Annotated in this window: 26 protein-coding genes; 9 read left to right on the plus strand and 17 right to left on the minus strand. The window is 68.0% G+C overall.

All coding sequences use genetic code 11. From position 1 onward, the window contains the following. Nucleotides 1-8: 8 nt before the first annotated feature. From OG555_RS07610 to OG555_RS07620, 3 genes are all read right to left on the minus strand, one after another. On the minus strand, nt 9-1,283 hold the full coding sequence (locus OG555_RS07610; protein ID WP_329482116.1) for an exo-beta-N-acetylmuramidase NamZ family protein: 1,275 nt from the start codon (nt 1,281-1,283) through the stop codon (nt 9-11). Nucleotides 1,284-1,308: 25 nt separating this feature from the next. After that, nucleotides 1,309-3,852: a glycoside hydrolase family 3 N-terminal domain-containing protein gene (locus tag OG555_RS07615; RefSeq protein WP_329482117.1), complete on the minus strand. Its 2,544-nt coding sequence runs from the start codon at nt 3,850-3,852 to the stop codon at nt 1,309-1,311. Nucleotides 3,853-4,229: 377 nt separating this feature from the next. Then, a complete protein-coding gene (locus tag OG555_RS07620) occupies nt 4,230-5,258 on the minus strand; it encodes a LacI family DNA-binding transcriptional regulator (protein ID WP_329482118.1) in 1,029 nt (342 codons plus the stop codon). A 164-nt stretch (nt 5,259-5,422) separates the two neighbouring features. Here OG555_RS07620 and OG555_RS07625 point away from each other — a divergent pair, with 164 nt between their 5' ends. The 5 genes from OG555_RS07625 to OG555_RS07645 are packed head-to-tail and all read left to right on the plus strand — an operon-like array spanning nt 5,423 to nt 10,307. After that, nucleotides 5,423-6,655, plus strand: coding sequence for a sugar ABC transporter substrate-binding protein (locus tag OG555_RS07625; RefSeq protein WP_329482119.1), 1,233 nt, complete (start codon nt 5,423-5,425; stop codon nt 6,653-6,655). 5 nt (nt 6,656-6,660) lie between these two features. Beyond that, nucleotides 6,661-7,620: a carbohydrate ABC transporter permease gene (locus OG555_RS07630; RefSeq protein ID WP_329482120.1), complete on the plus strand. Its 960-nt coding sequence runs from the start codon at nt 6,661-6,663 to the stop codon at nt 7,618-7,620. Between the two features lie 10 nt (nt 7,621-7,630). Next, the gene (locus tag OG555_RS07635; RefSeq protein WP_329482122.1) at nt 7,631-8,431 is read left to right on the plus strand and encodes a carbohydrate ABC transporter permease; all 801 of its coding nucleotides are present in this window, start codon (nt 7,631-7,633) and stop codon (nt 8,429-8,431) included. Between the two features lie 15 nt (nt 8,432-8,446). Beyond that, entirely contained in the window at nt 8,447-9,223 is a 777-nt protein-coding gene (locus tag OG555_RS07640; protein WP_329482123.1) for a ThuA domain-containing protein, read from the plus strand. Further along, entirely contained in the window at nt 9,216-10,307 is a 1,092-nt protein-coding gene (locus tag OG555_RS07645) for a Gfo/Idh/MocA family protein (protein ID WP_329482124.1), read from the plus strand. The genes OG555_RS07640 and OG555_RS07645 overlap by 8 nt, the downstream gene beginning before the upstream one ends. Nucleotides 10,308-10,396: 89 nt before the next feature. Here OG555_RS07645 and glmM read toward each other — a convergent pair whose 3' ends face one another. The 3 genes from glmM to rplM are packed head-to-tail and all read right to left on the minus strand — an operon-like array spanning nt 10,397 to nt 12,751. After that, a complete protein-coding gene (gene glmM / locus OG555_RS07650) occupies nt 10,397-11,743 on the minus strand; it encodes a phosphoglucosamine mutase (RefSeq protein WP_329482125.1) in 1,347 nt (448 codons plus the stop codon). A gap of 7 nt (nt 11,744-11,750) precedes the next feature. Then, nucleotides 11,751-12,272, minus strand: coding sequence for a 30S ribosomal protein S9 (rpsI, locus tag OG555_RS07655; protein ID WP_328526145.1), 522 nt, complete (start codon nt 12,270-12,272; stop codon nt 11,751-11,753). 35 nt (nt 12,273-12,307) lie between these two features. Next, entirely contained in the window at nt 12,308-12,751 is a 444-nt protein-coding gene (gene rplM / locus OG555_RS07660) for a 50S ribosomal protein L13 (RefSeq protein WP_329482126.1), read from the minus strand. A gap of 286 nt (nt 12,752-13,037) precedes the next feature. Here rplM and OG555_RS07665 point away from each other — a divergent pair, with 286 nt between their 5' ends. Next, on the plus strand, nt 13,038-14,324 hold the full coding sequence (locus OG555_RS07665) for a citrate synthase (RefSeq protein WP_328526144.1): 1,287 nt from the start codon (nt 13,038-13,040) through the stop codon (nt 14,322-14,324). Nucleotides 14,325-14,541: 217 nt separating this feature from the next. Beyond that, nucleotides 14,542-15,015 carry a DoxX family membrane protein gene (locus OG555_RS07670; protein WP_329482127.1) on the plus strand — a complete coding sequence of 158 codons (474 nt, stop codon included), beginning with the start codon at nt 14,542-14,544 and terminating at the stop codon, nt 15,013-15,015. A 36-nt stretch (nt 15,016-15,051) separates the two neighbouring features. Here OG555_RS07670 and OG555_RS07675 read toward each other — a convergent pair whose 3' ends face one another. Then, nucleotides 15,052-15,507: a nuclear transport factor 2 family protein gene (locus OG555_RS07675; RefSeq protein ID WP_329482128.1), complete on the minus strand. Its 456-nt coding sequence runs from the start codon at nt 15,505-15,507 to the stop codon at nt 15,052-15,054. A gap of 121 nt (nt 15,508-15,628) precedes the next feature. On the opposite strand from OG555_RS07675, the gene OG555_RS07680 reads away from it, so the two are divergent. Beyond that, nucleotides 15,629-16,177, plus strand: coding sequence for a TetR/AcrR family transcriptional regulator (locus OG555_RS07680; protein ID WP_329482129.1), 549 nt, complete (start codon nt 15,629-15,631; stop codon nt 16,175-16,177). Then, on the plus strand, nt 16,174-17,175 hold the full coding sequence (locus tag OG555_RS07685) for a hypothetical protein (protein ID WP_329482130.1): 1,002 nt from the start codon (nt 16,174-16,176) through the stop codon (nt 17,173-17,175). The genes OG555_RS07680 and OG555_RS07685 overlap by 4 nt, the downstream gene beginning before the upstream one ends. On the opposite strand, the gene OG555_RS07690 is transcribed toward OG555_RS07685, so the two are convergent. From OG555_RS07690 to rpsM, 10 genes are all read right to left on the minus strand, one after another. Then, nucleotides 17,172-18,854, minus strand: coding sequence for an ABC-F family ATP-binding cassette domain-containing protein (locus OG555_RS07690; protein ID WP_329482131.1), 1,683 nt, complete (start codon nt 18,852-18,854; stop codon nt 17,172-17,174). The genes OG555_RS07685 and OG555_RS07690 overlap by 4 nt on opposite strands. Before the next feature lie 62 nt (nt 18,855-18,916). Beyond that, complete coding sequence (locus tag OG555_RS07695) at nt 18,917-19,684, minus strand: hypothetical protein (RefSeq protein WP_329482132.1); 768 nt, start codon at nt 19,682-19,684, stop codon at nt 18,917-18,919. Then, nucleotides 19,677-20,198: an RNA polymerase sigma factor gene (locus tag OG555_RS07700; protein ID WP_329482133.1), complete on the minus strand. Its 522-nt coding sequence runs from the start codon at nt 20,196-20,198 to the stop codon at nt 19,677-19,679. Before OG555_RS07700 ends, OG555_RS07695 begins: the two co-directional genes overlap by 8 nt. 16 nt (nt 20,199-20,214) lie before the next feature. Further along, nucleotides 20,215-20,829, minus strand: coding sequence for a class I SAM-dependent methyltransferase (locus tag OG555_RS07705; RefSeq protein WP_329482134.1), 615 nt, complete (start codon nt 20,827-20,829; stop codon nt 20,215-20,217). Further along, a complete protein-coding gene (truA, locus tag OG555_RS07710) occupies nt 20,822-21,634 on the minus strand; it encodes a tRNA pseudouridine(38-40) synthase TruA (protein ID WP_329482135.1) in 813 nt (270 codons plus the stop codon). The genes OG555_RS07705 and truA overlap by 8 nt, the downstream gene beginning before the upstream one ends. Nucleotides 21,635-21,699: 65 nt before the next feature. Continuing rightward, nucleotides 21,700-22,263: a 50S ribosomal protein L17 gene (gene rplQ, locus OG555_RS07715; protein WP_329482136.1), complete on the minus strand. Its 564-nt coding sequence runs from the start codon at nt 22,261-22,263 to the stop codon at nt 21,700-21,702. A 46-nt stretch (nt 22,264-22,309) separates the two neighbouring features. After that, a complete protein-coding gene (locus OG555_RS07720) occupies nt 22,310-23,335 on the minus strand; it encodes a DNA-directed RNA polymerase subunit alpha (protein WP_131360975.1) in 1,026 nt (341 codons plus the stop codon). Nucleotides 23,336-23,440: 105 nt separating this feature from the next. Continuing rightward, entirely contained in the window at nt 23,441-24,049 is a 609-nt protein-coding gene (rpsD, locus tag OG555_RS07725) for a 30S ribosomal protein S4 (protein ID WP_329482137.1), read from the minus strand. 26 nt (nt 24,050-24,075) lie between these two features. After that, on the minus strand, nt 24,076-24,483 hold the full coding sequence (gene rpsK, locus OG555_RS07730) for a 30S ribosomal protein S11 (RefSeq protein ID WP_012923659.1): 408 nt from the start codon (nt 24,481-24,483) through the stop codon (nt 24,076-24,078). 41 nt (nt 24,484-24,524) lie between these two features. Beyond that, nucleotides 24,525-24,896, minus strand: coding sequence for a 30S ribosomal protein S13 (gene rpsM, locus OG555_RS07735; protein WP_020388083.1), 372 nt, complete (start codon nt 24,894-24,896; stop codon nt 24,525-24,527). Nucleotides 24,897-24,982: the final 86 nt, after the last annotated feature.

The raw sequence follows: 24,982 nt of genomic DNA on the forward strand, positions 1-24,982 counted from the left end.
CCACCTTCTCACTGGTGCGCTCCCTTGTAGAGAAGGTACTTCGCCCGGCGGGCCGTCCAGGCGTCGGTCTCGGACTTCCAGGCCGCGACGATCTCCTCGGCGGTGGCGCCGGCGGTGAGCATGGTGCGGAACCGGTCGGACCCGGTGAGCAGGTCGATCCACCGGCCGGGTGGGGTCTCGGCGCGCCAGGCGAAGTCCGGGTAGAGCCGGCGAGCCTCGACGATCATGTGAGTGGCCGCGGTGATCGCCTCGACCCGGTGTGGATCGGTGATCTGCACCTGGACACCGCCGCAGAGCAGGTTGGCGTTCTTGCTGATCGACGGCGTGAAGTACGCCTCCCGGAACTCGACGCCCGGGATCGTCTTCGTCTGCAGCGCCTCCGCCCACTTGTAGTCGACGTACGGCGCTCCGATCAGCTCGAACGGCCTCGTCGTACCGCGACCCTCGGACATGTTGGTCGCCTCGAACAGGCACAGTCCCGGGTAGAGCAGCGCGGTGTCCGGGGTCGGCATGTTCGGGCTCGGCATCACCCAGGTCAGGCCGGTGTCGTCGTACAACTGGTCGCGTCTCCAGTTCTTCACCGGGATGACCTGGAGCTCCTCCAAGCGGGCGCCATCCGCGTCGAGCGGCAGGTACTCGGCGTTGAACAGCCGGGCCAGCTCGCCCACGGTCATGCCGTGCTGCTGGATGATCTCCTCCTTGCCGACGCCCGAGGTGTAACCAGGCTTCAGCATCGGGCCGCGCGCGTACCCGCCGACGGGGTTCGGACGATCCAGTACGACGAAGCGCGCGCCGGTGCGGACCGCGGCCAGCATCGCCTCGTACATCGTCCAGATGTAGGTGTAGAACCGCGCGCCGACGTCCTGGATGTCGAAGACCACGGTCTCCACGCCGGACTTGGTGTAGAGGCTCACCAGCTTGTCCGCGTTCGCGCCGTACGCGTCGTAGACCATGATCCCGGTGCGCGGGTCGACGTGGTCCTGCTCCGATCCGCCGGCCTGCGCCGTACCGCGGAAGCCGTGCTCGGGGCCGAACACCGCGACGATGTCGACCTTCCCGGACGCGTGCATCGTGTCGACGATGTGGGACAGGTCGGGCAGGATGCCGGTCGGGTTGCTGATCACGCCGACCTTCTGGCCGGCCAGCGCCCGCCAGTCGTCGTCCGCCAGCACCATCGCAGCGGTCATCACCTTCCGATGATCCGTCGCGTGGGCGGCCGGTACGTCGATCAGCGGGGCGGCGGCGAGCACACCGGCACCCGCGAGCAAACTGCGGCGCTTCATCAGATCTCTCCTTCGGGCAGGGATGTCAGGGACGGAACGACAGGTCGGCGACCACGGGACGGTGGTCACTGGCGGCAAGCTCCGCAGGTACGGCGAACCGCCGCACGTGCAGGCCCGTGCCGACGGCGACGACGTCGATCCGCTTGACCGGATCGACCGCCGGATAGGTGTTCGGACCGCCGGAGGTGGACTCGGCGACGGCCCAGGAATCGGTGAGCCGGGTCCACAGCCCGGCGAGCTCCGGCGCGGCCGGATCCGCGTTGAAGTCGCCGACCAGGATCTGCAGGTCCTTGCGAGGGTCCCGGGCCAGAATCTTGGTCGTGTCGCCGACCTGGAGCGCCCGGACCGACGGGTCCGCGCGGTAGTCCAGGTGCGTGCAGTACACGTGCACCCGGCGGCCGCGGACCTCGATCTCGGCCTCGAGGAAGCCCGGCGCGAGGGCCGGCACCGGATTCGGGTCCTGGGTGGACAGCCGGGTGATCGGATGGTTCTCGGTCCGCACCAGCGGGAACCGGGACAGTACGCCGACGCCGTACTGCCGGCGTGGTTGCCCGGCGGCCGGCGGGTCGAAGTCGTAGATCGGGGCGAACCCGGCGAACATCCCGAGCTTCGCGGCCAGCTCGGCGATGGTGTCGCGCCACTCGCTGCGGGCATCCCAGTGGACGTCGACCTCCTGCAGCCCGATCACGTCGGCGTCGAGGGCCTTCAGCGCCTGGGCGGTCCGGTCGAGGTCGAACACGTTGTCCTCGCCGGCGCCGGCATGAATGTTGTACGAGGCAACGGTTATCCGGGTCTGCCGCGGATCGAAGGTCAGCCCGTGGCCGAACGGGTGCAGAGTCTGCGCCGGGTCCGGCTGGGCGGGGATCGCCACCGGTAGCTTGCCGGCCGGTGCGATCTCGCCGTACAGCACCTTGGCCAGTGCCTCCACCGACACCGCCGCGGTGCCGTAGGTGACCAGCGTGGTCGGTGCCGCCGGGAAGTATGCGACGTCGTAGGGATCGCGGACGGGGATCACGATCACGGGCCGGCCGGTGTCCAGCAGGGCGTTGACGAGCTTCTGCTGCTTCGCCTGCTTGTCGGTGACCTCGGTGTCCCAGGCCTTGTTCGTCAGGACGACGGTCAGATCAGCGTCCCCAGCGGCCGCCAGCGCGTCGGCGATCTTCGCATCGGTCGGCGTCGTACCGGTGTCCTTGACGACCGCGGTCGCTCCGCGGTTCTGCAACGCAGTACCGAGAGCCGCCGGGCTGAAGCCGGCGACGAGGATCTTCCGGGGCGCCGGAGACAGCGGCAGCAGGCCGGCGTCGTTCTTCAGCAGGGTCGTACTGCGGTCGGCGATCCGCTGGGCGTCCGCGTAGTTCGCTGCCGTGCCGACGACCTTGGCGACGCGGGCCAGGTCGACGTACGGGTGGTCGACGACTCCGGTCTCGAGCTTCAGCTTCAGGATCCGCTCGACACTCTGGTCGATCCGGGCCTCGCTGATCCGGCCGCCGCGGACCGCGGACAGCACCGAGTTGTAGGCCAGACCGGGGTCCACGGGCATCAGCAACTGGTCGACACCGGCCTCGATCGCCCGGAGCGGGATCTCGGCGTCGCCGTACTTGTCCCGGACGCCCTGCATGCCCAGCGAATCGGTGATGACGACACCGTCGAAGCGCAGTTGCTCACGCAGGATCCCGGTCAGGATCGGCCTGCTGAGCGTCGCCGGGTCGCCGGAGGGGTCGAGCGCCGGGACCACGATATGCGCGGTCATGATCGCATGGATGCCGGCCTTGATCGCGGCCTCGAACGGCGGCCGGTCGATCCGCGTCCACTCCTCCAGCGAGTGATCGATCACCGGGATGCCGGTGTGGCTGTCGGTCGCAGTGTCGCCGTGTCCCGGGAAGTGCTTGGCGGTCGAGACGATCCGCCCGTCCCGCTGGTAGCCCTTGACCTGCTCGGCAGTGAGCTCCGCGACCAGCCCGGGGTCGGACGAGAAGGAGCGGACGCCGATCACCGGGTTCAGCGGGTTGACGTTGACGTCGGCGACCGGCGCGAAGTCGGTGCTGATCCCGACCGCCTTCAGTTCCCGGCCGCCGATCGCGGCCGCCAGCCGTGCGTACTGCGCCGACCTGGTCGCGCCGAGCGCCATCGCGCCCGGGAACTGCGTCGCGGGCGGTCCGACGCGGAACACGACGCCGTACTCCTGATCGGTGCTGATCTGCAGTGGGATGCCACTGTCGGCCAGGGCGGCGCCCTGCAGTCCGTTGGACAGCCGGGCGATCTGCTGCGGGTCTTTCACCGAGTCGGTCCAGGCGAAGTAGATCACCCCGCCGAGGTGGAACTTGCGCACCACCTCGGCCGGCGTCGCGACGCCGTACAGGCTGGTGTTGCGCGCGTCGGCGGTGTCCGCCGTCGGCCCGTAGGCGTAGCAGACGAACAGCTGGCCGACCTTCTGCTCCAGCGACATCCGCCGCAGGGTCTCGCGGACCCAGCGATCGGTGCCGGCGTGTGCGGTCGTCGTACCCGCGATCGTGGTCCCGGCGACGGCGGCCGCCGCGAGTCCGAGGGATTGGCGTCGGGTGAGTTCCATCGGCGGACCCCCATCGGTAATTGAATTACAGGCGCTCCCCCGAACGCGAAAGTTACCCACACCGCCACGGTGGGTCAAGTGCTAACTACTAAGTGACGCTGCGCAGCCGGCTCCGCAGGGGTCGAGGCGCGCGTCTACGCCAGGACCCAGCCCACGACTGACATCCCACAATCGGCCGGATTCACCGCTTCGGTGTCGGGGATGGTCAGCTGTGGGGAAACAAACTTGCACCAGGCGACGAAAACTTTCCCCACAGCAGCAGAGGACCTTGGCTGCGGATTGAGTCAGGGGTGGCTGCCTGCGGATGGTGGCTGGCGCGGACGGCTAGGCCATCACATTCGCAGCACTCGAGTGCCGTCGCAGCGGAGCCGGCGCGGTCAAGCCCCGATGTGATGGCCTGGCCGTCCACCCGGGGGTGCGACGGTTCCGCCGGGGATGAGTTTGGCCGGGATCAGTTGCGGTGGCAGGGGGTCGGCGTTCTCCAGTTGGCGGATGAGGGCCTCGGTGCCGAGCTGGCCGAGCTCCGGGCCCGGCGTACGCATGATGGTCAGCTCGGGGTCGCTCATGGCCGCGGTCTCCGGCACCATCAGGAGCGGCAGGACCGAGAACTCTCCCGGTACGTCGCGACCCAGCCGCCGCAGGCCGCTGACGACACCCAGGGCGGCGTACTCGTTCAGGACCAGGATCGCGGTGGTCTCCGGATGCTCGTGGATGAGACGTTCGGCCGCTTCCTGGCCGGCGCGCGTGGTGTCACTGCACGGCATGACGACGGTCCGCAGGCCGTACTCGGCCACGATCCGCCGGTACGCATCCTCGGTCCGGACCCAGGGACCGTACGCGTGGAAGCGCGGGTCGGCCAGATCGCCGGACACCAGTACCAGCTCGCGGTGGCCGAGGTCGTACAGGTGCCCGATCGCATCCTGGACCGTCGTGTCGAAGTCGATGTCCACGTGGGACAGCCCTTCGAGCTCCGTGGTCCGGCCGATCAGCGCGAACGGCGTACCGGTCTCGCGCAGGACGTCGACGCGCGGATCGTCCAGCTGGACCTCCATCAGGACGACGCCGTCGACCAGGCCCTGCCCGAGCAGCTCGCGCAACTCGAGGCCGTCGTTGCCGACCGGCCACAGCACCAGGTGGTACGACTCCTTGCGGGCCGCTTCGGCCGCGCCGGTGAAGAACTCCGCGGTCGACATCCCGAACCGGTGCTCGAGCGCCGGGTAGGCCATCGCGATGATGTGCGTCTTCCGGCTGGCCAGCGCCCGGGCCACCGCGTTGCGGCGGTAGCCGAGCTCGGCCATCGCCTGCTCGACCCGCGCCCGCGTCGCCGCGGTCACCGGCTTCGTGTCGTTCAGCAGGAAGGACACGGTCGCGATCGACACGCCCGCTCGGTCGGCAACGTCCCGCATGGTCACCATCGGATCCCGCCCCCTCTGAACTCTTGACAACAGTGTGACCTAAGGAACATAGTCCTGAGACATCTCAGTTAAGCGGTTTACCACCCCTTAGAGCAAGCGACCGGCGATCTTCCACAGCCCGTGGTTAAACGCTTTGATCGAAGGAGCCCGATGTCATGATCAGCAAGCGGATCACCGCTGCACTGGCGGGTACGGCGACGCTGTCGCTCGTGCTGGCCGCCTGCGGTGGCAACGGTGGCGACGCGCCGTCATCCTCGTCCGGTGACAGCGTCAAGAGTCTGACCATCCTCGACTACTACAACAACGACCCGGACAAGTCGCTCGTGCAGAAGGGTCTCGACACCTGCGCGAGCCAGCTCGGCATCAGCATCCAGCGGGAGACGGTGCCTGGTGACACCTTGATCCAGAAGGTGCTGCAGCAGGCGTCGTCCAAGACGCTGCCCGACGTCCTGATGCTCGACAACCCCGATGTCCAGCAGATCGCCGCGACCGGTGCGCTGGCGCCCTTGAACGACATGGGTCTGACCGGGGACGGAGTCATCCAGGGCATGGTCGACGCGACGTCGTACCAGGGCAAGCTCTACGGACTGGCGCCGGTGACGAACACGATCGCGCTGTTCTACAACACGCAGATGTTGCAGGAGGCCGGCATACAGCCGCCGAAGACGTGGGAGGAGCTGAAGGCAGCGGCCAAGAAGCTGACCAAGCCCGGCCGGTACGGGATCGCGTTCAACGCCAACGCGACGTACGAAGGCTCCTGGCAGTTCCTGCCCGCGATGTGGACCAACGGCGGTGACGAGACCGACCTGACCAGCCCGCAGGTGGCCGAAGCCCTGCAGTTGTGGACGGATCTGGTGAAGTCGGGATCGGCGTCGAAGAGCGTGATCAACTGGACCCAGGGTGACGCGAAGGACCAGTTCGTGGCCGGCAAGGCCGCGATGATGGTGAACGGCCCGTGGCAGATCCCGGCGCTGGCGAAGTTCCCGAACATCAAGTGGGACGTGGTCAAGTTCCCGGTGAACAAGCCGGACCAGACCCCGGTCGCACCGCTCGGTGGTGAGGCCTGGACGGTCCCGCTGAACAAGGACCAGGCCAAGCAGCAGAAGGCCGCCGACTTCGTGAAGTGCCTGAACTCGGACGAGAACGAGCTGGCCTGGGCGAAGGCCCGGTTCACGGTGCCGACCAAGACCGCGCTGCTCGACCAGTACGTCAAGGACGTGCCGTCGATGAAGGCCTTCACCGAGCAGGTCAAGACCGCCCGCTCGCGGACCGGCAAGCTCGGCGACAAGTGGCCGGACGCGGCGAAGGTGATCTACCAGGCGATCCAGCTGGCACTGACCGGTAAGGCCTCGCCCCAGGACGCCTTCAAGCAGGCGTCCGGCGGCTGATCGCGATGGCGGCATCGACCTTGATGCAAGACGACACCAAGGTGGCCGGCCCGAAGCCTGCTCGCAGGCCTCGTGGCCGGCGCCACCGGGGGGAGGATCTGACCAAGCTCCTGTTCGTCCTGCCGGCCGCGGTCGCGATGATCGCGCTGTTCGGCTACCCCGTGGTGAAGAACCTGCTGATGAGCCTGCAGGACTACGGCCTGCGGACGTTCTTCACCGGGGACGCCCCGTGGGTCGGACTGAAGAACTACAGCACGGTCGTGACGGACAAGCTGTTCTCGGACGCGATGCTGAACACCGCGCTGTTCACCATCGGGTCGATCGCGTTCCAGTTCGTGATCGGACTCGGGCTGGCGCTGTTCTTCCGGAAACGCTTCCCGCTCGGCGGCCTGCTGCGCTCGCTGCTGCTGCTGCCGTGGCTGCTGCCGCTGATCGTGTCGAGTGCGACCTGGCGATCGATCCTCGAGCAGGACAGCGGCATCCTGAACCGGACGTTGTCCTGGCTGCATCTGATCAACGAACCGGTGCCGTGGCTGAACTCGCCGTCGGTCGCGCTGATCGCGGTGATCGGGGTGAACATCTGGATCGGCATTCCGTTCAACGTGACGCTGCTGTACTCCGGTCTCAGCGAGATCCCGGACGAGCTCTACGAGGCCGGTCAGCTCGACGGCGCGACCGGGTGGCGTGCGTTCCGGTACATCACCTGGCCGAACCTGCGACCGGTGGCGGGCGTGGTGCTGATGCTCGGGGTCGTCTACACGATCAAGGTCCTGGACATCATCCTCGGCCTGACCGGCGGTGGCCCGGCGAATGCGACGCAGACGCTCGCGACCCAGTCGTACGAGCGGTCCTTCATCGACTTCAAGTTCGGTGAAGGCGCGGCGCTGAGCAACATCCTGATCGCGATCTCGTTCCTGTTCGCGATCTTCTACCTGCGCAGCACCCGCCGCGCTGTCGACGAGTAGGGAGGCCACGATGCGACGTACGGCGTACACCGTGATCGGTGTCCTGATCCTGTGCGTGATGCTGTTCCCGGTGTACTGGATGGTGAACGCTTCGCTGCAACCCTCCGGGAACACGTTGACCGCGGGCTTCCTGCCGTTGCACCCGACGTTCGCCGGCTACAAACGTGCCCTCGACGAGCAGGGCGGCAACCTGGTCACCAGCATGATGATCGCGGCCGGGACCGTCGTACTCAGCCTGGCGATCGCGACACCGTGTGCCTACGCGCTCTCGCAGTTCCGGTCGCGCTGGGTGTCGGTCGGGCTGCTGGCGATCCTGATCTCACAGATGATCCCGGGGATCGTGATCGCCAACGCGCTCTACACGGCGTACGAGCGGATCGGGTTGCTGAACTCGATCCCGGGCCTGATCGTGGCCAACTGCAGCAGCGGGATCCCGTTCGCGATCCTGATCCTGCGCTCGTTCATGATGTCGCTGCCGCCGTCACTGGTGGAGGCCGCGCGGGTGGACGGCGCCGGGCTGTTCCGGGCCTTCGTCGCGATCGTGTTGCCGATCAGCAAGAACTCCCTCATCACCGCCGGGTTGTTCAGTTTCCTCTTCTCCTGGAGCGATTTCCTGTTCGCGCTGACGCTGACCACCAAGGGCGGCGTGCGGCCGGTGACGCTGGGGATCTACCAGTACCTGGGCACCCAGGTGCAGAACTGGAACGCGGTGATGGCGACCGCGGTGCTCTCGGCGATCCCGGCCATCGTGCTGCTGGTCGCCGCGCAGAAGTACATCGCCGCCGGTGCCATCGGCGGAGCCGTCAAGTAAACCTAAGGACTGAAGATGACGATTCGCGTACTCGTCTGGGGCGAGAACCGGCACGAGCAGGTCGAGCCGCATGTCGCCGAGATCTACCCGGACGGCATGCACACCACCATTGCCGCCGGCATCAGCGAGAATCTGGGCGACGAGGCCAAGGTCGCCACGACGACCCTCGAGGAGCCCGAGCACGGACTCACCGAGGAGGTGCTGGCCGACACCGACGTACTCGTCTGGTGGGGTCACGCCGCGCACGGCGAGGTCGAGGACAAGGTGGTCGAGCGCGTGTACCAGCACGTGCTGTCCGGGATGGGCCTCGTCGTCCTGCACTCCGGTCACTGGTCGAAGATCTTCGGCAAGCTGATGGGTACGTCTTGCACGCTGCGCTGGCGCAGTGAGCGCGACCGCGAGCTGGTCTGGACGGTGAACCCGACGCATCCGATCGCGCAGGGCGTGCCGCACCCGATCGAGATCGAGCAGCAGGAGATGTACGGCGAGTTCTTCGACATCCCGGTGCCGGACGAACTGATCTTCGTGTCGTCCTTCTCCGGCGGCGAGGTGTTCCGGTCCGGGTGCACGTTCCGCCGTGGGCACGGGAAGATCTTCTACTTCTCGCCCGGCGACCAGGACTTCCCGGTCTACCACCACAAGGACGTCCGCAAGGTGATCGCGAACGGCGTCGCGTGGGCCAGGTCCGACCGTCCGGAGCGGGCGGTGCCGACGCTGCTGCGGTACGAGACCGGCGACTTCTTCAACGGCCACGGCTACCAGGGCCCGATCGAGGAGCCGGCGGATGCCTGACCCTTTGCGCCTCCTCCAGGTCGGCGCCGGCGGGATGGGCCGCGCGTGGCTTCGTACGATTGCCGACAATCCTGATGTCGACCTGATCGGCTTGGTCGACCTCGACGTGGACGTCGCCCGGGCGGCCGCCGACGAGCACGGGTACGGCGACGTGCCGGTGGCGGCCTCGATCGACGAACTGGCCGGCAACGCCGACGCGGTCATCGACGTCACCGTGCCGGCCGCGCATCCCAAGATCAGCGTGGATGCCTTGCTGCGTGGGCTTCCGGTGCTCTGCGAGAAGCCGCTGGCCGAGACCGTGCGCGAGTGCCTGGCGATGGTCGCGGCGTCGGAGGTGAGCGGGAAGCTGTTGATGGTCTCGCAGTCCCGCCGCTACTTCCGGGCCGGCGCCGCGTTCGGGCGGCAGCTCGCCGAGCTCGGCACGATCGGGTCGCTGTCGTGCGAGTTCTTCAAAGCCCCGCATTTCAGTGGGTTCCGGGAACGGATGGCCGAGCCGCTGCTGGTCGACATGGCGATCCATCAGTTCGACCTGAGCCGCAAGCTGATCGGCTCCGAGCCGGTGTCGGTCTACTGCGAGTCGTACAACCCGGACTGGAGCTGGTTCGACGGCAGCGCGGCGGCCAACGCGGTGTTCACCTTTGCCGACGGCACTCGCTTCGCCTTCACCGGGAGCTGGTGCGCACCGGGTCTGGAGACGTCCTGGAACGGCCGCTGGCGGGCCAGCGCATCCGGCGGTACGGCGACCTGGGACGGGGACAACCCGCCCGTCGCGGAACTCGCTTCCGGCGAAGCCCTGCCGGCCGTCATGGTCGACGACCCCGAGCAGATCGCCGGCTCGCTGGTCGAGTTCGTCGCCGCGGTCCGCGAGTCGACCGTCCCGCAGTCCGAGGTCCACTCCAACGTCATCAGCGTCGCGATGGTCGAGGCCGCCGTACGCTCGGCATCCTCGGGTACGCCGGTCCGCATCGCCGACGTCATCACCGACGCCCACACCGAAGCCCTGGCCACCGTTCAGGACCCAACCCTGCATGGTGTCCTGGAGTCCTGGCCGAGCCCTCTCAAAGCAGTGGGTCTGCAACCCTGAGCGCCTCGGGCGCAAGCGGGGCCTGGGACATGGAATGGGGGCCTGGGACATGGAATTCCATGTCCCAGGCCCCAGAAGGTGTCCCAGGTTCAGAGTTTCAGCGAGGTGGCGACCACATCGGCAAGGGAGTGGGCGATCTCGTGGGCCGTGTCGGAGGACTCCGCTTCGACCATGACGCGGACGAGTGGCTCGGTGCCGGAGGGGCGGAGCAGGACGCGGCCGGTGTCGCCGAGGCGGGTGGTCGCTTCGGCGACGGCGGACTGGACCGCCGGGTCGTCGCCGGCCCGGGACTTGTCGACGTTCTTCACGTTGACCAGGACCTGCGGGAGGCGGGTCATCGCGCTGGCCAGGTCGCTCAGGCTCTTGCCGGTCTGGGCGACCCGGGCGAGCAGCATGACCGCGGTCAGCGTGCCGTCGCCGGTGGTGGCGTGGTCGGACAGGATCACGTGCCCGGACTGCTCACCGCCGAGCTTGTGACCGCCGGCCTTCATTGCCTCGAGCACGTAGCGGTCGCCGACCTTGGTCTGCTCGACCGCGATCCGCTCCCGGACCATCGCCTGGACGAAGCCCAGGTTGCTCATCACGGTCGCGACCACGGTGTCGTTGGACAGCCGGCCGCTGTCGCGCATGGCCAGTGCAAGGATCGCGAGGATCTGGTCGCCGTCCACGAGCTCGCCGTTGGCATCCACGGCCAGGCAGCGGTCCGCGTCGCCGTCGAGCGCGATGCCGACATCCGCTCGGTGGCCGATCACCTCGCGCTGCAGACCCTCCAGGTGGGTGGATCCACAGTTCAGGTTGATGTTCAGGCCGTCGGGTGCGGCGGCGTACGTGATCACCTCGGCACCCAGCCGGCGTAGGGCCTCGGGCGCGGTCTCGGAGGCGGCGCCGTTGGCGCAGTCGATCACGACCTTCAGACCGTCGAACCGGTTCGGCGCGGAGCGGACCAGGTGCGAGACGTACGTCTCGAAGCCCCGCCCGTCCTCGAGCACACGGCCCACGGCCGCACCGGTCGGACGCTGCCACTCCTCGCCCATCCGGGCCTCGATCGCGTCCTCGATCACGTCGTCGAGCTTGATCCCGCCACGGGCCAGGAACTTGACGCCGTTGTCCGGCATCGGGTTGTGGCTGGCGGACAGCATCACGCCGAGGTCGGCGCCGGTCGAGCCGGTCAGGTAGGCCACGGCCGGCGTCGGCAGTACGCCGAGCTTGACCACATCGACGCCGGCGCTGGCCAGACCGGCCACCACGGCGGCTTCCAGGAACTCACCACTGGCGCGTGGATCCCGCCCTACAACGGCGCGTGGCCGGTGCCCTTCGAAGGCACCGGCCTCGCCGAGTACGTGAGCTGCCGCGACCGAGAGGTCGAGCGCCAGCTCCGCGGTCAGGTCCACGTTCGCCAGGCCACGGACTCCGTCCGTACCGAACAAACGCCCCATCAGGTGATCAGCGCTTGCTGTACTGCGGCGCCTTGCGGGCCTTCTTGAGACCGGCCTTCTTCCGCTCCTTGATCCGCGCGTCGCGGGTGAGCAGACCGGCCTTCTTCAGACCCGGGCGGTTCGCCTCCTCGTCGGCGGCGTTCAGGCACCGGGCCACACCGAGCTGCAGCGCACCGGCCTGGCCGGTGATGCCGCCGCCGTTGATCCGGGCGATCACGTCGTACGAGCCCTCCAGGCCCGCGACGACGAACGGCTCGTTCACGTGCTGCTGGTGCACCTTGTTCGGGAAGTAGACGTCCAGCGGCTTGCCGTTGACGGTCCACTGGCCGGTGCCGGGCACCAGGCGGACGCGGGCGACAGCCTCCTTGCGGCGGCCAGTGGCGCCGGCCGGGTTGATGACCGCGACACGACCCGTCTCGGCGCGCTGCTCCGGAGTCGGGTTCGTCTCGGAGGTGTAGGCGACCGGGCCCTCGGTGTCGATGGGGACCTCGGTGTCGAACTCTTCGGTCTCGGTGGTGATGTCGCTCACGCTGTGAATCCTCGTTTACCTGGCTCGTCGATCGCTTACTGGGCGATCTGGGTGATCTCGAACGGCTTCGGCTGCTGGGCGGTGTGCGGGTGCTCCGGACCGGCGTACACCTTCAGCTTGTTCAGCAGCTTCCGGCTCAGGCGGTTCTTCGGGAGCATGCCCCAGACAGCCTTCTCGACGGCCTTGCGAGGGTCCTTGTCGAGGATCTCGCCGATCGGCGTGGCCGTCAGACCACCCGGGTGACCCGAGTGGCGGTACGCCAGCTTGTCCGTCCGCTTGGTCCCGGACAGGGCGACCTTGGAGGCGTTGACGACGACGACGAAGTCACCGCCGTCCACGTGGGGAGCGAACGTCGGCTTGTGCTTGCCGCGCAGCAGGGTGGCGATCTGGACGGCGAGCCGACCGAGCGTGACGTCGGTGGCGTCGATCACGTGCCACTCACGGGTGACGTCAGCAGGCTTCGGGCTGTACGTGCGCACGGTCGTTGACCTTCGTTTCTCAGAGGTTGACAAAACTGGTACGTCGGCGAGCGGTCCGCCGACGTGGCTGTGCTGATGCCAGACCTGGAACGCACAACAGCAGCCCAGAATACCGGCGTCGGCACCCCGGGGTCAAAGCGAGCCCAGGCGGTTCGGGGACCCCAGCTTGGAAGGAGCTGAGGACAGCACTAGTTTAGCGGTGAAGATTGCAGTCCGAACCGCGTCCCGCCGGCTGACGATAACCCTCACTCACCAGGCGATGACGCCAGCTTCCGAAGAGGGCATTGTGACCGAACAGTCGCTCACCGTCCGGGACAACCGGACCGGCAAGGACTTCGACCTTGCCATCACCGATGGCACGATCCGTGCCGCCGATCTCAAACAGATCAGCGCCGAAGACGGCGACGGTGGCCTGGCCACCTACGACCCCGGCTTCGTCAACACCGCCTCCTGCCGCTCGTCGGTCACCTTCATCGATGGCGACAAGGGCATCCTGGAGTATCGCGGCTACCCGATCGAGCAGCTCGCCGAGCAGTCGAACTACCTCGAGGTGGCCTACCTGCTCGTCAACGGCAAGCTGCCGAACAAGGCGGAGTACGAGGCCTGGGCGCACGACGTGACGTATCACACGTTCGTGCACGAGAACCTCAAGACCTTCATGCAGGGCTTCCGGTACGACGCGCACCCGATGGGGATGCTGCTCGCGTCGGTCGGGGCGCTGTCCACCTTCTATCCCGAGTCGCGCAACGTCTTCGACGAGGAGTCCCGGGCGCTGCAGATCCGGCGGCTGATCGCGAAGATGCCGACGCTCGGCGCGTTCGCGTTCCGGCACGCCCAGGGCAAGCCGTACGTGTACCCGGACAACGAGCTCAGCTACACGGCGAACTTCCTGTCGATGCTGTTCAAGATGAGCGAGCCCAAGTACGCCTCCGACGATCGCCTGGTGCGGGCGCTGGAGATCCTGTTCATCCTGCACGCCGACCACGAGCAGAACGCCTCCACCAACGCGGTCCGGGCGATCGGCTCCACCCAGGTCGACCCGTACACGGCGGTGGCCGGCGGCATCGGTGCGCTCTACGGCCCGCTGCACGGCGGCGCCAACGAGGCGGTGCTGAAGATGCTCCGCCGGATCGGCTCGGTCGACCACGTGCCGTCGTTCATCGAGGGCGTGAAGGCCGGCGAGGAGCGGCTGATGGGCTTCGGCCACCGGGTCTACAAGAACTACGACCCGCGGGCCAAGATCATCAAGAAGGCCGCCGACGACGTGTTCGAGGTGACCGGGATCAACCCGCTGCTGAAGATCGCCGTCGAGCTGGAGAAGATCGCGCTGGAGGACGAGTACTTCGTCTCCCGCAAGCTCTACCCGAACGTCGACTTCTACTCCGGCCTGATCTACGAGGCGCTGTCGTTCCCGCCGGAGATGTTCACCGTCCTGTTCGCGATCCCGCGCACCTCGGGCTGGCTGGCCCAGTGGCTGGAGATGCTCGGCGACGGCGACCAGAAGATCGCCCGCCCCAAGCAGATCTACACCGGCGCCCGCGGCGTCCAGTACGTCCCCATGGGCGACCGCTGACCTCTTCGCATCAGCGCACAGCCTCCGACCTCCGGGTCGGGGGCTGTCGTGTTTTGGCCACGGCCTCCACTGTTCAGCCTCTACTCCCCCGGGCCTCAGGGTTCTCCCTGAGACGTACCGCGGACGGCGTAGCGAAAGTGCCGTCACCTGACCGACGCGGTAGAGGAGGCCGGACGGCGACGCTGTTTGTGACATCGATCGCAACAGGGAGACCATCATGAATGCCTTGATCTACAGGGGGAATCGGGTTGCCGACTGGTTCGGGCGGCGCAGCGTCGACATCCTGCGGGTCAGCCTCGGGCTGATCTTTCTCGGGTTCGGCGTACTCAAGTTCTTCCCCGGAGCCAGCCCGGCGGAGGCGCTGGTGATGCGGACTGTCGACACACTCACCTTCGGAATCATCCACGGGCGGCCGGCGGTCTTGCTGACCGCGGTGATGGAGTGCTTCATCGGGATCACGCTGATCTCCGGCCGGTTGCTGCGGACCGGACTGCTGGTGCTCGGGTTCTCGCTGGTCGGGATCCTGTCGCCGCTGGTGCTGTTCTTCGGCGATCTGTTCCCGGGGGCTCCGACGCTGGAGGCGCAGTACGTGCTGAAGGACGTCGTGCTCGCCGCGGCCGGGCTGGTGGTCGCGGTGAAGGCACTGACCGCGATGCCGGCACGGATTGGAGATGGCCCCGGGCGGGCTTGATGCCTCGGTCCGGGGCCATCCGGCGCCTCTGCCGATTTACGACGCGGCGGGGGCGCCGGCCGGTTCCCGCAGGGCAGTGATCAATTGCTCGGTCAGGCCGCGGGCGCGGGTCATCGCGACGTGGTCGATGTAGTCACGGGACTCGACGATCTGGCCGTCCCGGACCCGCAGCACGATGACGTTCGACGCGGAGAAGGGCTCGCCGGTCGCGATCACCGTGCCGACATAGTCGAACTCGGCCACGATCACCTCGGGATCGGCGGTCCGGTGGATCCGGATGTTCTCCGGCTGGAACCTGATCACCTCGGTCACCCGCGCGCCGGTGCCGCCGAAGTGCTCGCGGAGCGCGTCCCGGGACAGCAGCGGGTGGTCGCCGTACGGGTTCATCGGATGGCGTACGTCGGTCCGCTCGGCGTACAACTCGGGCAACGCGGCGAGCTCGCGGTCGCCGATGCCGCGGACGAGCTTCAGAAAGACCTCTTCGGGAGTCATCGGATTCCTCACAGGAGTTAAATGGAGTAGCGACTCCGAATATACGGAGTCACAACTTCGTTTACAACCCCCGGGGCTCGCGGAGCGTCTCCTAGGCTGAGGGGCGACGAAGGGACCAGGGGTGCGAGCAGACGCGCGGGACAACCGGGCCAGGATCATGACCGCGGCGGACGAGGTGTTCGGGCGCACGCCCGGTGCGTCCACCGACGATGTGGCCCGGCTGGCCGGTGTCGGGATCGCGACCGTGTTCCGGCACTTCCCGACCAAGACCGAGCTGCTCGAGGCGGTCCTGACACTGCGCTTGGAGCGGCTCCGCGACCGCGCTCTGGAGCTGGCTGACAGCGACGACCCGGGTACGGCGTTCTATGCGTTCTTCACCCAGGTCGTGTCGGAGTCCGCGTCGAAGCTGGCGATCGCCGAGGCGCTGGCCGCGGCCGGCACGGCGATCGGCGCGGACACGCAGAAGGCGGGCCAGGGCATGCGGGAGGCGTTCGACGGGCTCCTCACCCGGGCCCAGCAGGCCGGCGCCGTACGGGCGGATGCTCAGTTCCCCGAGACCTACGCGCTGCTGATCGGTGCCTCGCGGGGTGCGACCGCGGCCGCGCTCGAGCCACACGTCCGGGACCGGATGCTGGCGCTGATCTACGACGGCCTGAAGCCGCGTTCGTGAGGCGGCGCCGGCGGACGTGGTCGCGCCGCCGCCGCGTCGTGACGGCTCTCGCGCTGGTCTTCGTACTGCTGCTGTCGGCGTACCCGATCTCACTCTGGCTGGCGTATGCCGGCGAGCCCTCGGCGGAGGCACGGACGCGCAACCACGACGCGTTGTGGCTGGGCCATGCCTGGGTGGACGGGCGGAAGACGACGGCTGACGTGGCTGCACTGGCCAAGCAGCTGGATGGCACGGGGATCCGAGATCTGTACGTGCATGCAGGCCCGTTGGAGCACGACGGATCGTTGCCGTTGGCAAAGGTCTCGCCCAGGGCCCGGTGGTTCGTCACGTCCATGCGAGCCGCGGCGCCCGACGTCCGCGTGCAGGCATGGCTGGGTGACGTCGTCCAGCCCGCGAAGAACCCGGGCATGGATCTGGACGATCCAGCCGTCCGGAGCCGAGTGGTCGCCTCGTCGGCCGCCGTACTCGACCAGGGGTTCCAAGGCATCCACTTCGACTTCGAGCCGGTGCACTCCGGGTCGGCCGGCTTCCTCGCCGTACTGGACGAAACACATGCGCTCACGGCTGCGCACGGCGCACCCCTGTCCGTCGCGGCCGCGCAGATCGACCCGCTCTGGCGTTTGAACGTCCTGGGCAAGTGGTGGTCGCAGGACTACTTCGGTGAGGTCGCCCGACGCGTCGAGCAGATCGCGGTCATGTCCTACGACACCGCGATGCCCCTGGAGTCCTTGTACGGCGGCTACGTCGCCAAGCAGACCGAGCTCGCTCTGAAGGTCACTCCCGCGTCGACGGACCTCCTCATGGGCCTACCGGCGTACTGGGAGAGCAACCCGTCCCACTGGGGCCGCGCTGAGACTGTGTCGGCCGCAGTCCGAGGCGCACGCCTCGGACTGGGCACCTCGAATCGCCAGAACTTCGGCCTGGCCCTGTACGTCGACTTCACCGCCACCCCGGCCCACTGGGCGGCGTACCGCGACGGCTGGTGCGTGGCGCCCTAGCGAGAGCGCTCGACGCGGCCCTCGTCCCAGACCGGCTCGTCGGACTCGTAGACGGAGCCGTCGGCGCCGAAGACCAGGTGACGGTCGAAGCCGCGGGCGAACCAGCGGTCGTGAGTGACCGCCAGGACAGTGCCGTCGAAGGAGTCGAGACCATCCTCCAGCGCCTCGGCCGACTCGACGTCGAGGTTGTCGGTGGGCTCGTCGAGCAGGAGCAGCGTGGCGCCGGACAGCTCGAGCAGCAGGATCTGGAACCGCGCCTGCTGCCCACCGGACAGACTGTCGAAGGTCTGCTCGGCCGCATGGGCCAACTCGTACCGGTCCAGCTTCCGCGACGCCAGCTCGCGGCCCATGCCCTCACGGTGGTCGTCACCGCGGTGCAGGATCTCCAGCAGCGTGCGGCCGACCAATTCCGGGTGCTCGTGCGTCTGCGCGAACCACCCCGGCCGGACCCGTGCGCCAAGCTTGGCGTTACCCGTGTGTGCCACCGGAGTGATCTGTACGTCGCCTACCGGCTGGTGCTCGACATCCGGATCGGAGCCGCCGTTGGCGAGCATCCGGAGGAAGTGCGACTTCCCGGAGCCGTTGGACCCGAGTACTGCGACGCGTTCGCCGTACCAGACCTCCAGGTCGAAGGGCTTCATCAGACCCGTCAGCTCCAGGCCGGTGCACACCACCGCACGCTTGCCGGTGCGGCCGCCGGTGAGGCGCATGCTGACCTTCTGCTCGCGCGGCAGCGCCTGCGGCGGCCCGGCCTCCTCGAACTTGCGCAGCCGGGTCTGCGACGCCCGGTAGCGCGACGCCATGTCGGAGTTGTACGCCGCCTTCTGCTTGTACATCAGCATCTGCGCCCGGAGCTTCGCGTGCTCTTCGTCCCAGCGCTTGCGCAGCTCCTCGAACCGCTCGAAGCGATGCCGGCGGGCCTCGTGATACGTCCGGAAGCCGCCGCCGTGCGTCCACGCGGTGTTGCCTGCGGCACCTAATTCGACCGTGACGATCCGGGTGGCGGTGTTGGCCAGCAGCTCGCGGTCGTGGCTGATGTAGAGCACGGTCTTGTCGGTGCTGCGGAGCTGGTCCTCCAGCCACCGCTTCCCCGGTACGTCGAGGTAGTTGTCCGGCTCGTCGAGCATCAGGACCTCGTCCGGGCCGCGCAGCAGGGCCTCCAGGACCAGGCGCTTCTGCTCACCGCCGGACAGCGTCTTCACCTCGCGCCAGCGACAGCGGTCGAACGGTATGCCGAGGGCGGACGTCGTACAGACATCCCAGAGAACCTCCGCGTCGTACCCGCCGACCTCGCCCCAGTCCGCCACCGCCTGCGCGTACTTGAGCTGGGTCTTCTCGTCGTCGGCCTCCATCATCTTCAGCTCGGCCTTGTCGAGCTTGGCCGCGGCCTGCTGGATCGCCTCCGGCGCGACCCCGAGCAGCAGGTCGCGCACGGTCGAGGAGTCCCGCACCGAGCCGACGAACTGGCGCATCACGCCCAGGCCGCCGGACCGCGAGATGCTGCCGCTGTGCGGCTTCACGTCACCCGCGATGATCCTGGTCAGCGTGGTCTTGCCGGACCCGTTCGCCCCGACCAGCGCGACCTTGGCCCCGTCCCCGACCCGGAAGGTGATGTCGTCCAGCAACACCCGCCCGTCCGGCAGCTCGTACCCCACCCCGGCGACATCCACGTGACCCATCCCCTCAGTCTGACCCCCCAACCCCCACCATGCGAACCGTTATCGAGGGCCACGGCGGTGAGCTACCAGTCCTTGAGGGCGTCGAGGTAGGTGCTGCCGGGTGGGCGGACCGAGCCGGTCATGAAGAGTTTGAGGGGGGCGGCGTACAGGCCGTAGGTGTGGGTGCCGGTGAAGAAGCCGGCCGAGTCGCAGCCGTCGTACTGGACCCAGACTTCGCGGATGCCGGCCGCGGTGTCGAAGCGCAGCACGATCGCCTCCGACGGTTGTGCGGTCTGTGGCGCACACTTGAACACCGGCAGCGCCGGGTTCCGCTCCGGCAGCACCTTGATCGCATCGACCACCTGCTGCGCGACCTCGGGGCCGAACCGCTCCTGGCCGAGCAGCGCCGTGGATCCCGGAGTGAGCTGGTAGCGGCACGCCTGCAGCCCGGTCACCGGTGTGTTCAGGTCCAGCCCCGTCCCAGCCGGTACGGCGTTGGGCCCGTCGGCCTGGAGAATCGGATGATCCGGAGGACAACTCACCGCGGCTTTCGGCTGCGCCATGCCCTCGGTCGACTTGTCCGGAGCCGATGCCTGGCTGTGCCCGCTGCTGTCACTGGCGGTCGACGCGACCGGAGACTCACCGCTCGCCAGATTCCACACTCCGCCGATGGCCGCCGCCACCACGACAGCCGCTGCGGCGATGGTCAGGTTCTGACGCCGCTTGCGCACTCGCCGGCGCGCCTCTCGCGCCAGACCGTCGTCCCGCAGTCCGGTCTGGGCATCGGCCTGGCTCTGGAACGCCGAGGCGATCTTGGGGCCGAGCTCTTGCTCAGGGTCGTGCTCAGGCATCCTCGGCTCCTTCCTTGCTCAGCGTGGTCTTCAGTGCGGCCAAAGCTCTGTGGACGTGTGATCGGGCGGTCGCCTCCGCGCAGTGCAGCAGCACACCGATCTCGGCGTACGAGAGCTCCTCGTAGAAGCGCAGTACGACGGCTGCCCGCTGCTTGTCCGGCAGCGTCGAGCACAGCGCCCAGACCGCGTCCGACTCAGCCCGGGCGGCCGCACCGTCCGGGGCGGCCGGTGCGCTCCGGACCGGGTCCGGAGCCGGTGCCTCGCGGCGGCGGAACCGGCGCCACCAGGAGATGTGTGCGTTCACCACCATCCGCTTCACGTAGGCCTCGGGGTCGTCGGCCCGGCTCACTCGGCTCCAGCGCGCACAGGCCGTGGTCAGGGCGTCCTGAACGGCGTCCTCGGCCAGGTTTCCGTCCCCGGTGAGGACGTAGGCGAACCGCAGCAGCGCATCTGCCTTCTCGGTCACCCATTGCTCGAAGTCGAGCGCGTCGGTCTGTGCCTCTGCTGCCGCCAAGGCTGCCTCCATACCCTCAGGACGGCGATGGACCCGGGTTCGTTGCACACAGGACCCGGAATCCCTTCGCGCTGCCGATCCGCCGGCACGGGTAGCCCTGCTCGGTCAGCCAGCGCTGCAGCGAATCGCCGCCGAGGTTCTTGCCGACGACGAACCATGCCACGCCGCCGGGGGCAAGCCGGGCCAGCCAGTGCAGCAGCATCTTGTGCAGCTCGGCCTTGCCGATGTGGATTGCCGGGTTCGACCAGATCTGGTCGAAGAGCACGTCAGCGGGTACGTCGTCCGGCAGCGCCGGGTGCACGCGATCACTCACGCCGGCCTTACCCGCGTTCTCCCCGGTCAGCTCCAGGGCCCGAGTGTTCACGTCCACTGCCCAAACCACGGCCTCGGGCGCTTCCACGGCCAGTGCACAGGCGATCGGGCCGTAGCCGGTCCCCAGGTCGAGAAACGTGCCAGTGCCGGCTGGCGGATCCACCTCGCGCAGCAACACCGCCGTACCGATGTCCAACCGGTCTCTGGAGAACACTCCGGTCGCGGTGGTGAACGTGTACTCGCGTCCCCAGATCCGGGCCTCGACAGTACGGCGTACGTCCGCGGAACCGGGCTCCGCCGAGAAGTAGTGGTCAGCCACGCTGGTGTACCTCTCCCCTGACCTGACGGGCCTGCAGTGCCCGCGCGGCCAGCTCGTCATCGGCCGGGTAGCGCACTTCCTCCAGTGTGAGGCCGTGCGCGGGCAGCACCGACACAGCCGAGTCCCGGAGCTTGCCGGCCAGTACGGCGGCCGGCCAGTCGACGTCACGTCGTCCGTCACCCACCGGGATCATCGAACCCACCAGGGCCCGGACCATCGAGTGACAGAAGGCATCCGCGATCACTGTGCCCTCCAGCAGCCCGGGAGCCGTCCGCAGCCACGAGAACTCCAGGAGGGCCCGCACTGTGCTCGCACCCTCACGCTTCTTGCAGAACGCCGCGAAGTCGTGCTCTCCGAGCAGACCGGCCGCGGCTGCGTTCATCCGAACCGCATCCAGAGGGCGGCCTACTCGGAGTACGTGCCCACGGGTGAGCGGGTCCCAGCCGGCCGGGTCGTCGCAGAGGCGGTAGACGTAGCGACGGGCCAGCGCGGAGAAGCGGGCGTCAAAGCCCTCTGGAGCCGCCGTGACAGCCGTGACAGCCACATCCTCGGGCAGGACGCCGTTCAGGCTTCTCAGGAGCCTCAGCGGCTCTACAGCGCCTTCGACGTCCACATGGGTGACCTGACCGCGAGCGTGTACGCCGGTGTCCGTGCGGCCGGCGCAGGTCACCACAGGAGTCTCCGGCAGCCGCAGTACGACGCGGAGGGTCTCCTCCAGCACACCCTGCACGGTCCGGAGGCCCTCCTGACGGGCCCAGCCATGGAAGGCCGTTCCGTCGTACCTCAGGTCTATCCGCCAACGCACACGGCAATCTAACGCAACAGCGCCCCCTCACCGTGAAGTGAGGGGGCGCTGTCCAACAGCTGCTGTTACTTGTCCTCGGTCTTGGCGTCCTCGACGACGTCCTGGACGTCCTCCGTCGCGACGACGTCCTCGACCTTCTCGTCCTGAACGTCCTGGACCTTCTCGTCCTCGACGTCCTCGACGTCGTCGGCCTCGGCGACCGCCGGCTTCTCGGCAGCCTTCTTGGCCGGAGCCTTCTTGGCGGCGGTCTTCTTCGCCTTCGGCGAGTCGGCCAGTGCCTCGACCAGCTCGATCTTCACCATCGGCGCGTTGTCACCCTTGCGCGGGCCGAGCTTGGTGATCCGGGTGTAGCCGCCCGGACGGTCGGCGTACCGCTCGCCGATCTCGGTGAAGAGCACGTGCACGACGCTCTTGTCCTTGATCCGCTTCATCACCTGGCGGCGCGAGTTCAGGTCACCACGCTTCGCCTTGGTGATCATCGACTCCGCCAGCGGCTGCAAGCGCTTGGCCTTGGCCGCGGTGGTGGTGATGGCGCCGTGCTCGAACAGCGACGTCGCGAGGTTGCTGAGGATCAGCTTCTCGTGCGCCGGGCTGCCGCCCAGCCGGGCACCCTTGGTGGGGGTAGGCATCTCTTACTCCAGAAGGATTCAGGCCGATGGTGGCCCGGGGTGGGTGTCAGTACTGCTCGGTCTCGGCGAAGCTCTCGTCCTCGTCCTCGGCCTCGGTGCCGTAGGCCTCGGCGGCCGCACGCAGGTCGAAGCCAGGAGGCGAGTCCTTCAGCGACAGGCCCATCTCGGCCAGCTTCAGCTTGACCTCGTCGATCGACTTGGAGCCGAAGTTGCGGATGTCCAGCAGGTCCTGCTCGCTGCGCGAGATCAGCTCACCCACGGTGTGGATGCCCTCACGCTTGAGGCAGTTGTAGGAACGGACGGTCAGCTGCAGGTCCTCGACCGGCAGGGCCAGATCGGCGGCCATCTGCTCGTCCACCGGCGACGGGCCGATGTCGATGCCCTCGGCCTCGACGTTCAGCTCGCGGGCCAGGCCGAACAGCTCGACCAGCGTCTTACCGGCCGACGCGACGGCGTCGCGGGGCAGCATCGACGGCTTGGTCTCGACGTCGACCACGAGGCGGTCGAAGTCGGTGCGCTGCTCGACACGGGTCGCCTCGACCTTGTAGGTGACCTTGAGGACCGGCGAGTAGATCGAGTCGACCGGCATCCGGCCGATCTCGGCGTCGGCGGACTTGTTCTGGATCGCCGACACGTAACCGCGGCCCCGCTCGACGACCAGCTCCATCTCGAGCCGGCCCTTCTCGTTCAGGGTGGCGATCTTCAGGTCCGGGTTGTGCACCTCGACACCGGCCGGCGGCGCGATGTCGGCGGCGGTGACGTCACCGGGGCCCTGCTTGCGCAGGTACATGGTGACCGGCTCGTCGTGCTCGGAGGAGACGACCAGGTCCTTCAGGTTCAGGATCAGCTGGGTGGCGTCTTCCTTGACCCCGGCAACCGTCGAGAACTCGTGCAGCACGCCGTCGACCTTGATGCTGGTCACGGCGGCGCCCGGGATGGACGACAGCAGGGTACGGCGGATGGAGTTGCCGAGGGTGTAGCCGAAGCCCGGCTCGAGCGGCTCGATCACGAACCGCGAGCGGTGCTCGCCGACAACCTCTTCGGTCAGGGTGGGGCGCTGCGCAATAAGCACTTCGTTCTTCTTTCTGGTTCCGCGACGACCACTATTTGAGGTCGCGAAGGCCCGAAGGACCGACCGTTTCCGGCCGGTGACCACAGGCCACCGGCCGGAGCAGGATCAGTTCTTCGAGTAGAGCTCGACGATCAGGTGCTCGGCGACCTGGGTGTCGATCTGCTGCCGGGTCGGCAGCTGGTGGACGAGGATGCGAAGCCGCTCGGGCATCACCTCGAGCCAGGCCGGGACGACGCGCTCGGAGTGCGCCTCCCGGGCGATGATGAACGGGGTCGTCTCGACCGACTTCGCCTTGACATCGATGATGTCGTGGGCGGCCACCCGGTACGACGGGATGTTCACCTTGACGCCGTTCACGGTGAAGTGACCGTGGACGACGAGCTGACGGGCCTGCCGACGGGTCCGGGCCAGGCCGCTGCGGTACACCACATTGTCCAGCCGGGACTCCAGGATGATCAGCAGGTTGTCACCGGTCTTGCCGGAGCGCCGCGAGGCCTCCTCGTAGTACCGGCGGAACTGCTTCTCCAGCACGCCGTACGAGAAGCGGGCCTTCTGCTTCTCACGGAGCTGGAGCAGGTACTCGCTCTCCTTCGGGCGGCCGCGGCCGTGCATACCCGGCGGGTACGGACGGCGCTCGAACGCCTTGTCGCCACCGACGAGGTCGACCCCGAGACGGCGCGACTTCTTGGTCATCGGTCCGGTGTAACGGGCCATGGTTCGCTACCTTCCTCTCTCTGGGATCAGACCCGGCGCCGCTTCGGCGGGCGGCATCCGTTGTGTGCGGTCGGGGTGACGTCCTGGATGGTGCCGACCTCGAGGCCGACGGCACCCAGCGAACGGATCGCGGTCTCACGGCCGGAGCCGGGACCCTTCACGAACACGTCGATCTTGCGCATGCCGTGCTCCATCGCCCGGCGCCCAGCGGCCTCGGCGGCCATCTGCGCGGCGAACGGGGTGGACTTGCGCGAACCCTTGAAGCCGACGGTTCCCGCGGAAGCCCACGAGATGACCGCGCCGGTCGGGTCGGTGATCGTCACGATCGTGTTGTTGAACGTGCTCTTGATGTGCGCGTGGCCGGCGGCCACGTTCTTCTTCTCCTTGCGGCGCACCTTCTTCGCGCCGGCCGCGGTGCGGCTCTTGGGAGGCATAGGTCAGCTGCTCCTGGGGTGGTCGACGGTCATCCGGGTCATCACTTCTTCTTCTTGCCGGCGATCGCCTTGCGACGACCCTTGCGGCTACGGGCGTTGGTCCGCGTGCGCTGACCACGCACCGGGAGGCCGCTGCGGTGCCGGCGACCCTGGTACGACCCGATCTCGATCTTGCGGCGGATGTCCGCGGTCACCTCGCGACGGAGGTCACCTTCGATCTTGTAGTTGCCTTCGATGAAGTCCCGGAGCTTGACCAGTTCTTCGTCGCCCAGTTCGTGGACGCGCTTGTCACCGGAGATCCCGGTGGCTTCGAGCGTCTTCAGGGCGCGAGTACGACCTACACCGAAGATGTAGGTGAGAGCGACCTCGATGCGCTTGTCGCGCGGCAGGTCGACCCCTACGAGGCGTGCCATGTGGCGGTGTTCCTTTCGTCGGCAGAGGTGTGGTGGCGCGCCGCGTCCCCGCCCGCCTCGGTGAATTGCTCACCGGCAGGGCCCCG

The sequence above is a fragment of the Kribbella sp. NBC_01484 genome (assembly GCF_036227145.1).
Classification (GTDB): domain Bacteria; phylum Actinomycetota; class Actinomycetes; order Propionibacteriales; family Kribbellaceae; genus Kribbella.

What these genes read in the sequence shown, in the direction of transcription:
- OG555_RS07610 (WP_329482116.1), bottom strand. Translation starts at nt 1,283, where the DNA reads ATGAAGCGCCGCAGTTTGCTCGCGGGTGCCGGTGTGCTCGCCGCCGCC.
- OG555_RS07615 (WP_329482117.1), bottom strand. Translation starts at nt 3,852, where the DNA reads ATGGAACTCACCCGACGCCAATCCCTCGGACTCGCGGCGGCCGCCGTC.
- OG555_RS07620 (WP_329482118.1), bottom strand. Translation starts at nt 5,258, where the DNA reads ATGCGGGACGTTGCCGACCGAGCGGGCGTGTCGATCGCGACCGTGTCC.
- OG555_RS07625 (WP_329482119.1), top strand. Translation starts at nt 5,423, where the DNA reads ATGATCAGCAAGCGGATCACCGCTGCACTGGCGGGTACGGCGACGCTG.
- OG555_RS07630 (WP_329482120.1), top strand. Translation starts at nt 6,661, where the DNA reads ATGGCGGCATCGACCTTGATGCAAGACGACACCAAGGTGGCCGGCCCG.
- OG555_RS07635 (WP_329482122.1), top strand. Translation starts at nt 7,631, where the DNA reads ATGCGACGTACGGCGTACACCGTGATCGGTGTCCTGATCCTGTGCGTG.
- OG555_RS07640 (WP_329482123.1), top strand. Translation starts at nt 8,447, where the DNA reads ATGACGATTCGCGTACTCGTCTGGGGCGAGAACCGGCACGAGCAGGTC.
- OG555_RS07645 (WP_329482124.1), top strand. Translation starts at nt 9,216, where the DNA reads ATGCCTGACCCTTTGCGCCTCCTCCAGGTCGGCGCCGGCGGGATGGGC.
- glmM (WP_329482125.1), bottom strand. Translation starts at nt 11,743, where the DNA reads ATGGGGCGTTTGTTCGGTACGGACGGAGTCCGTGGCCTGGCGAACGTG.
- OG555_RS07670 (WP_329482127.1), top strand. Translation starts at nt 14,542, where the DNA reads ATGAATGCCTTGATCTACAGGGGGAATCGGGTTGCCGACTGGTTCGGG.
- OG555_RS07675 (WP_329482128.1), bottom strand. Translation starts at nt 15,507, where the DNA reads ATGACTCCCGAAGAGGTCTTTCTGAAGCTCGTCCGCGGCATCGGCGAC.
- OG555_RS07690 (WP_329482131.1), bottom strand. Translation starts at nt 18,854, where the DNA reads ATGGGTCACGTGGATGTCGCCGGGGTGGGGTACGAGCTGCCGGACGGG.
- OG555_RS07695 (WP_329482132.1), bottom strand. Translation starts at nt 19,684, where the DNA reads ATGCCTGAGCACGACCCTGAGCAAGAGCTCGGCCCCAAGATCGCCTCG.
- rplQ (WP_329482136.1), bottom strand. Translation starts at nt 22,263, where the DNA reads ATGCCTACCCCCACCAAGGGTGCCCGGCTGGGCGGCAGCCCGGCGCAC.
- rpsD (WP_329482137.1), bottom strand. Translation starts at nt 24,049, where the DNA reads ATGGCCCGTTACACCGGACCGATGACCAAGAAGTCGCGCCGTCTCGGG.
- rpsK (WP_012923659.1), bottom strand. Translation starts at nt 24,483, where the DNA reads ATGCCTCCCAAGAGCCGCACCGCGGCCGGCGCGAAGAAGGTGCGCCGC.
- rpsM (WP_020388083.1), bottom strand. Translation starts at nt 24,896, where the DNA reads ATGGCACGCCTCGTAGGGGTCGACCTGCCGCGCGACAAGCGCATCGAG.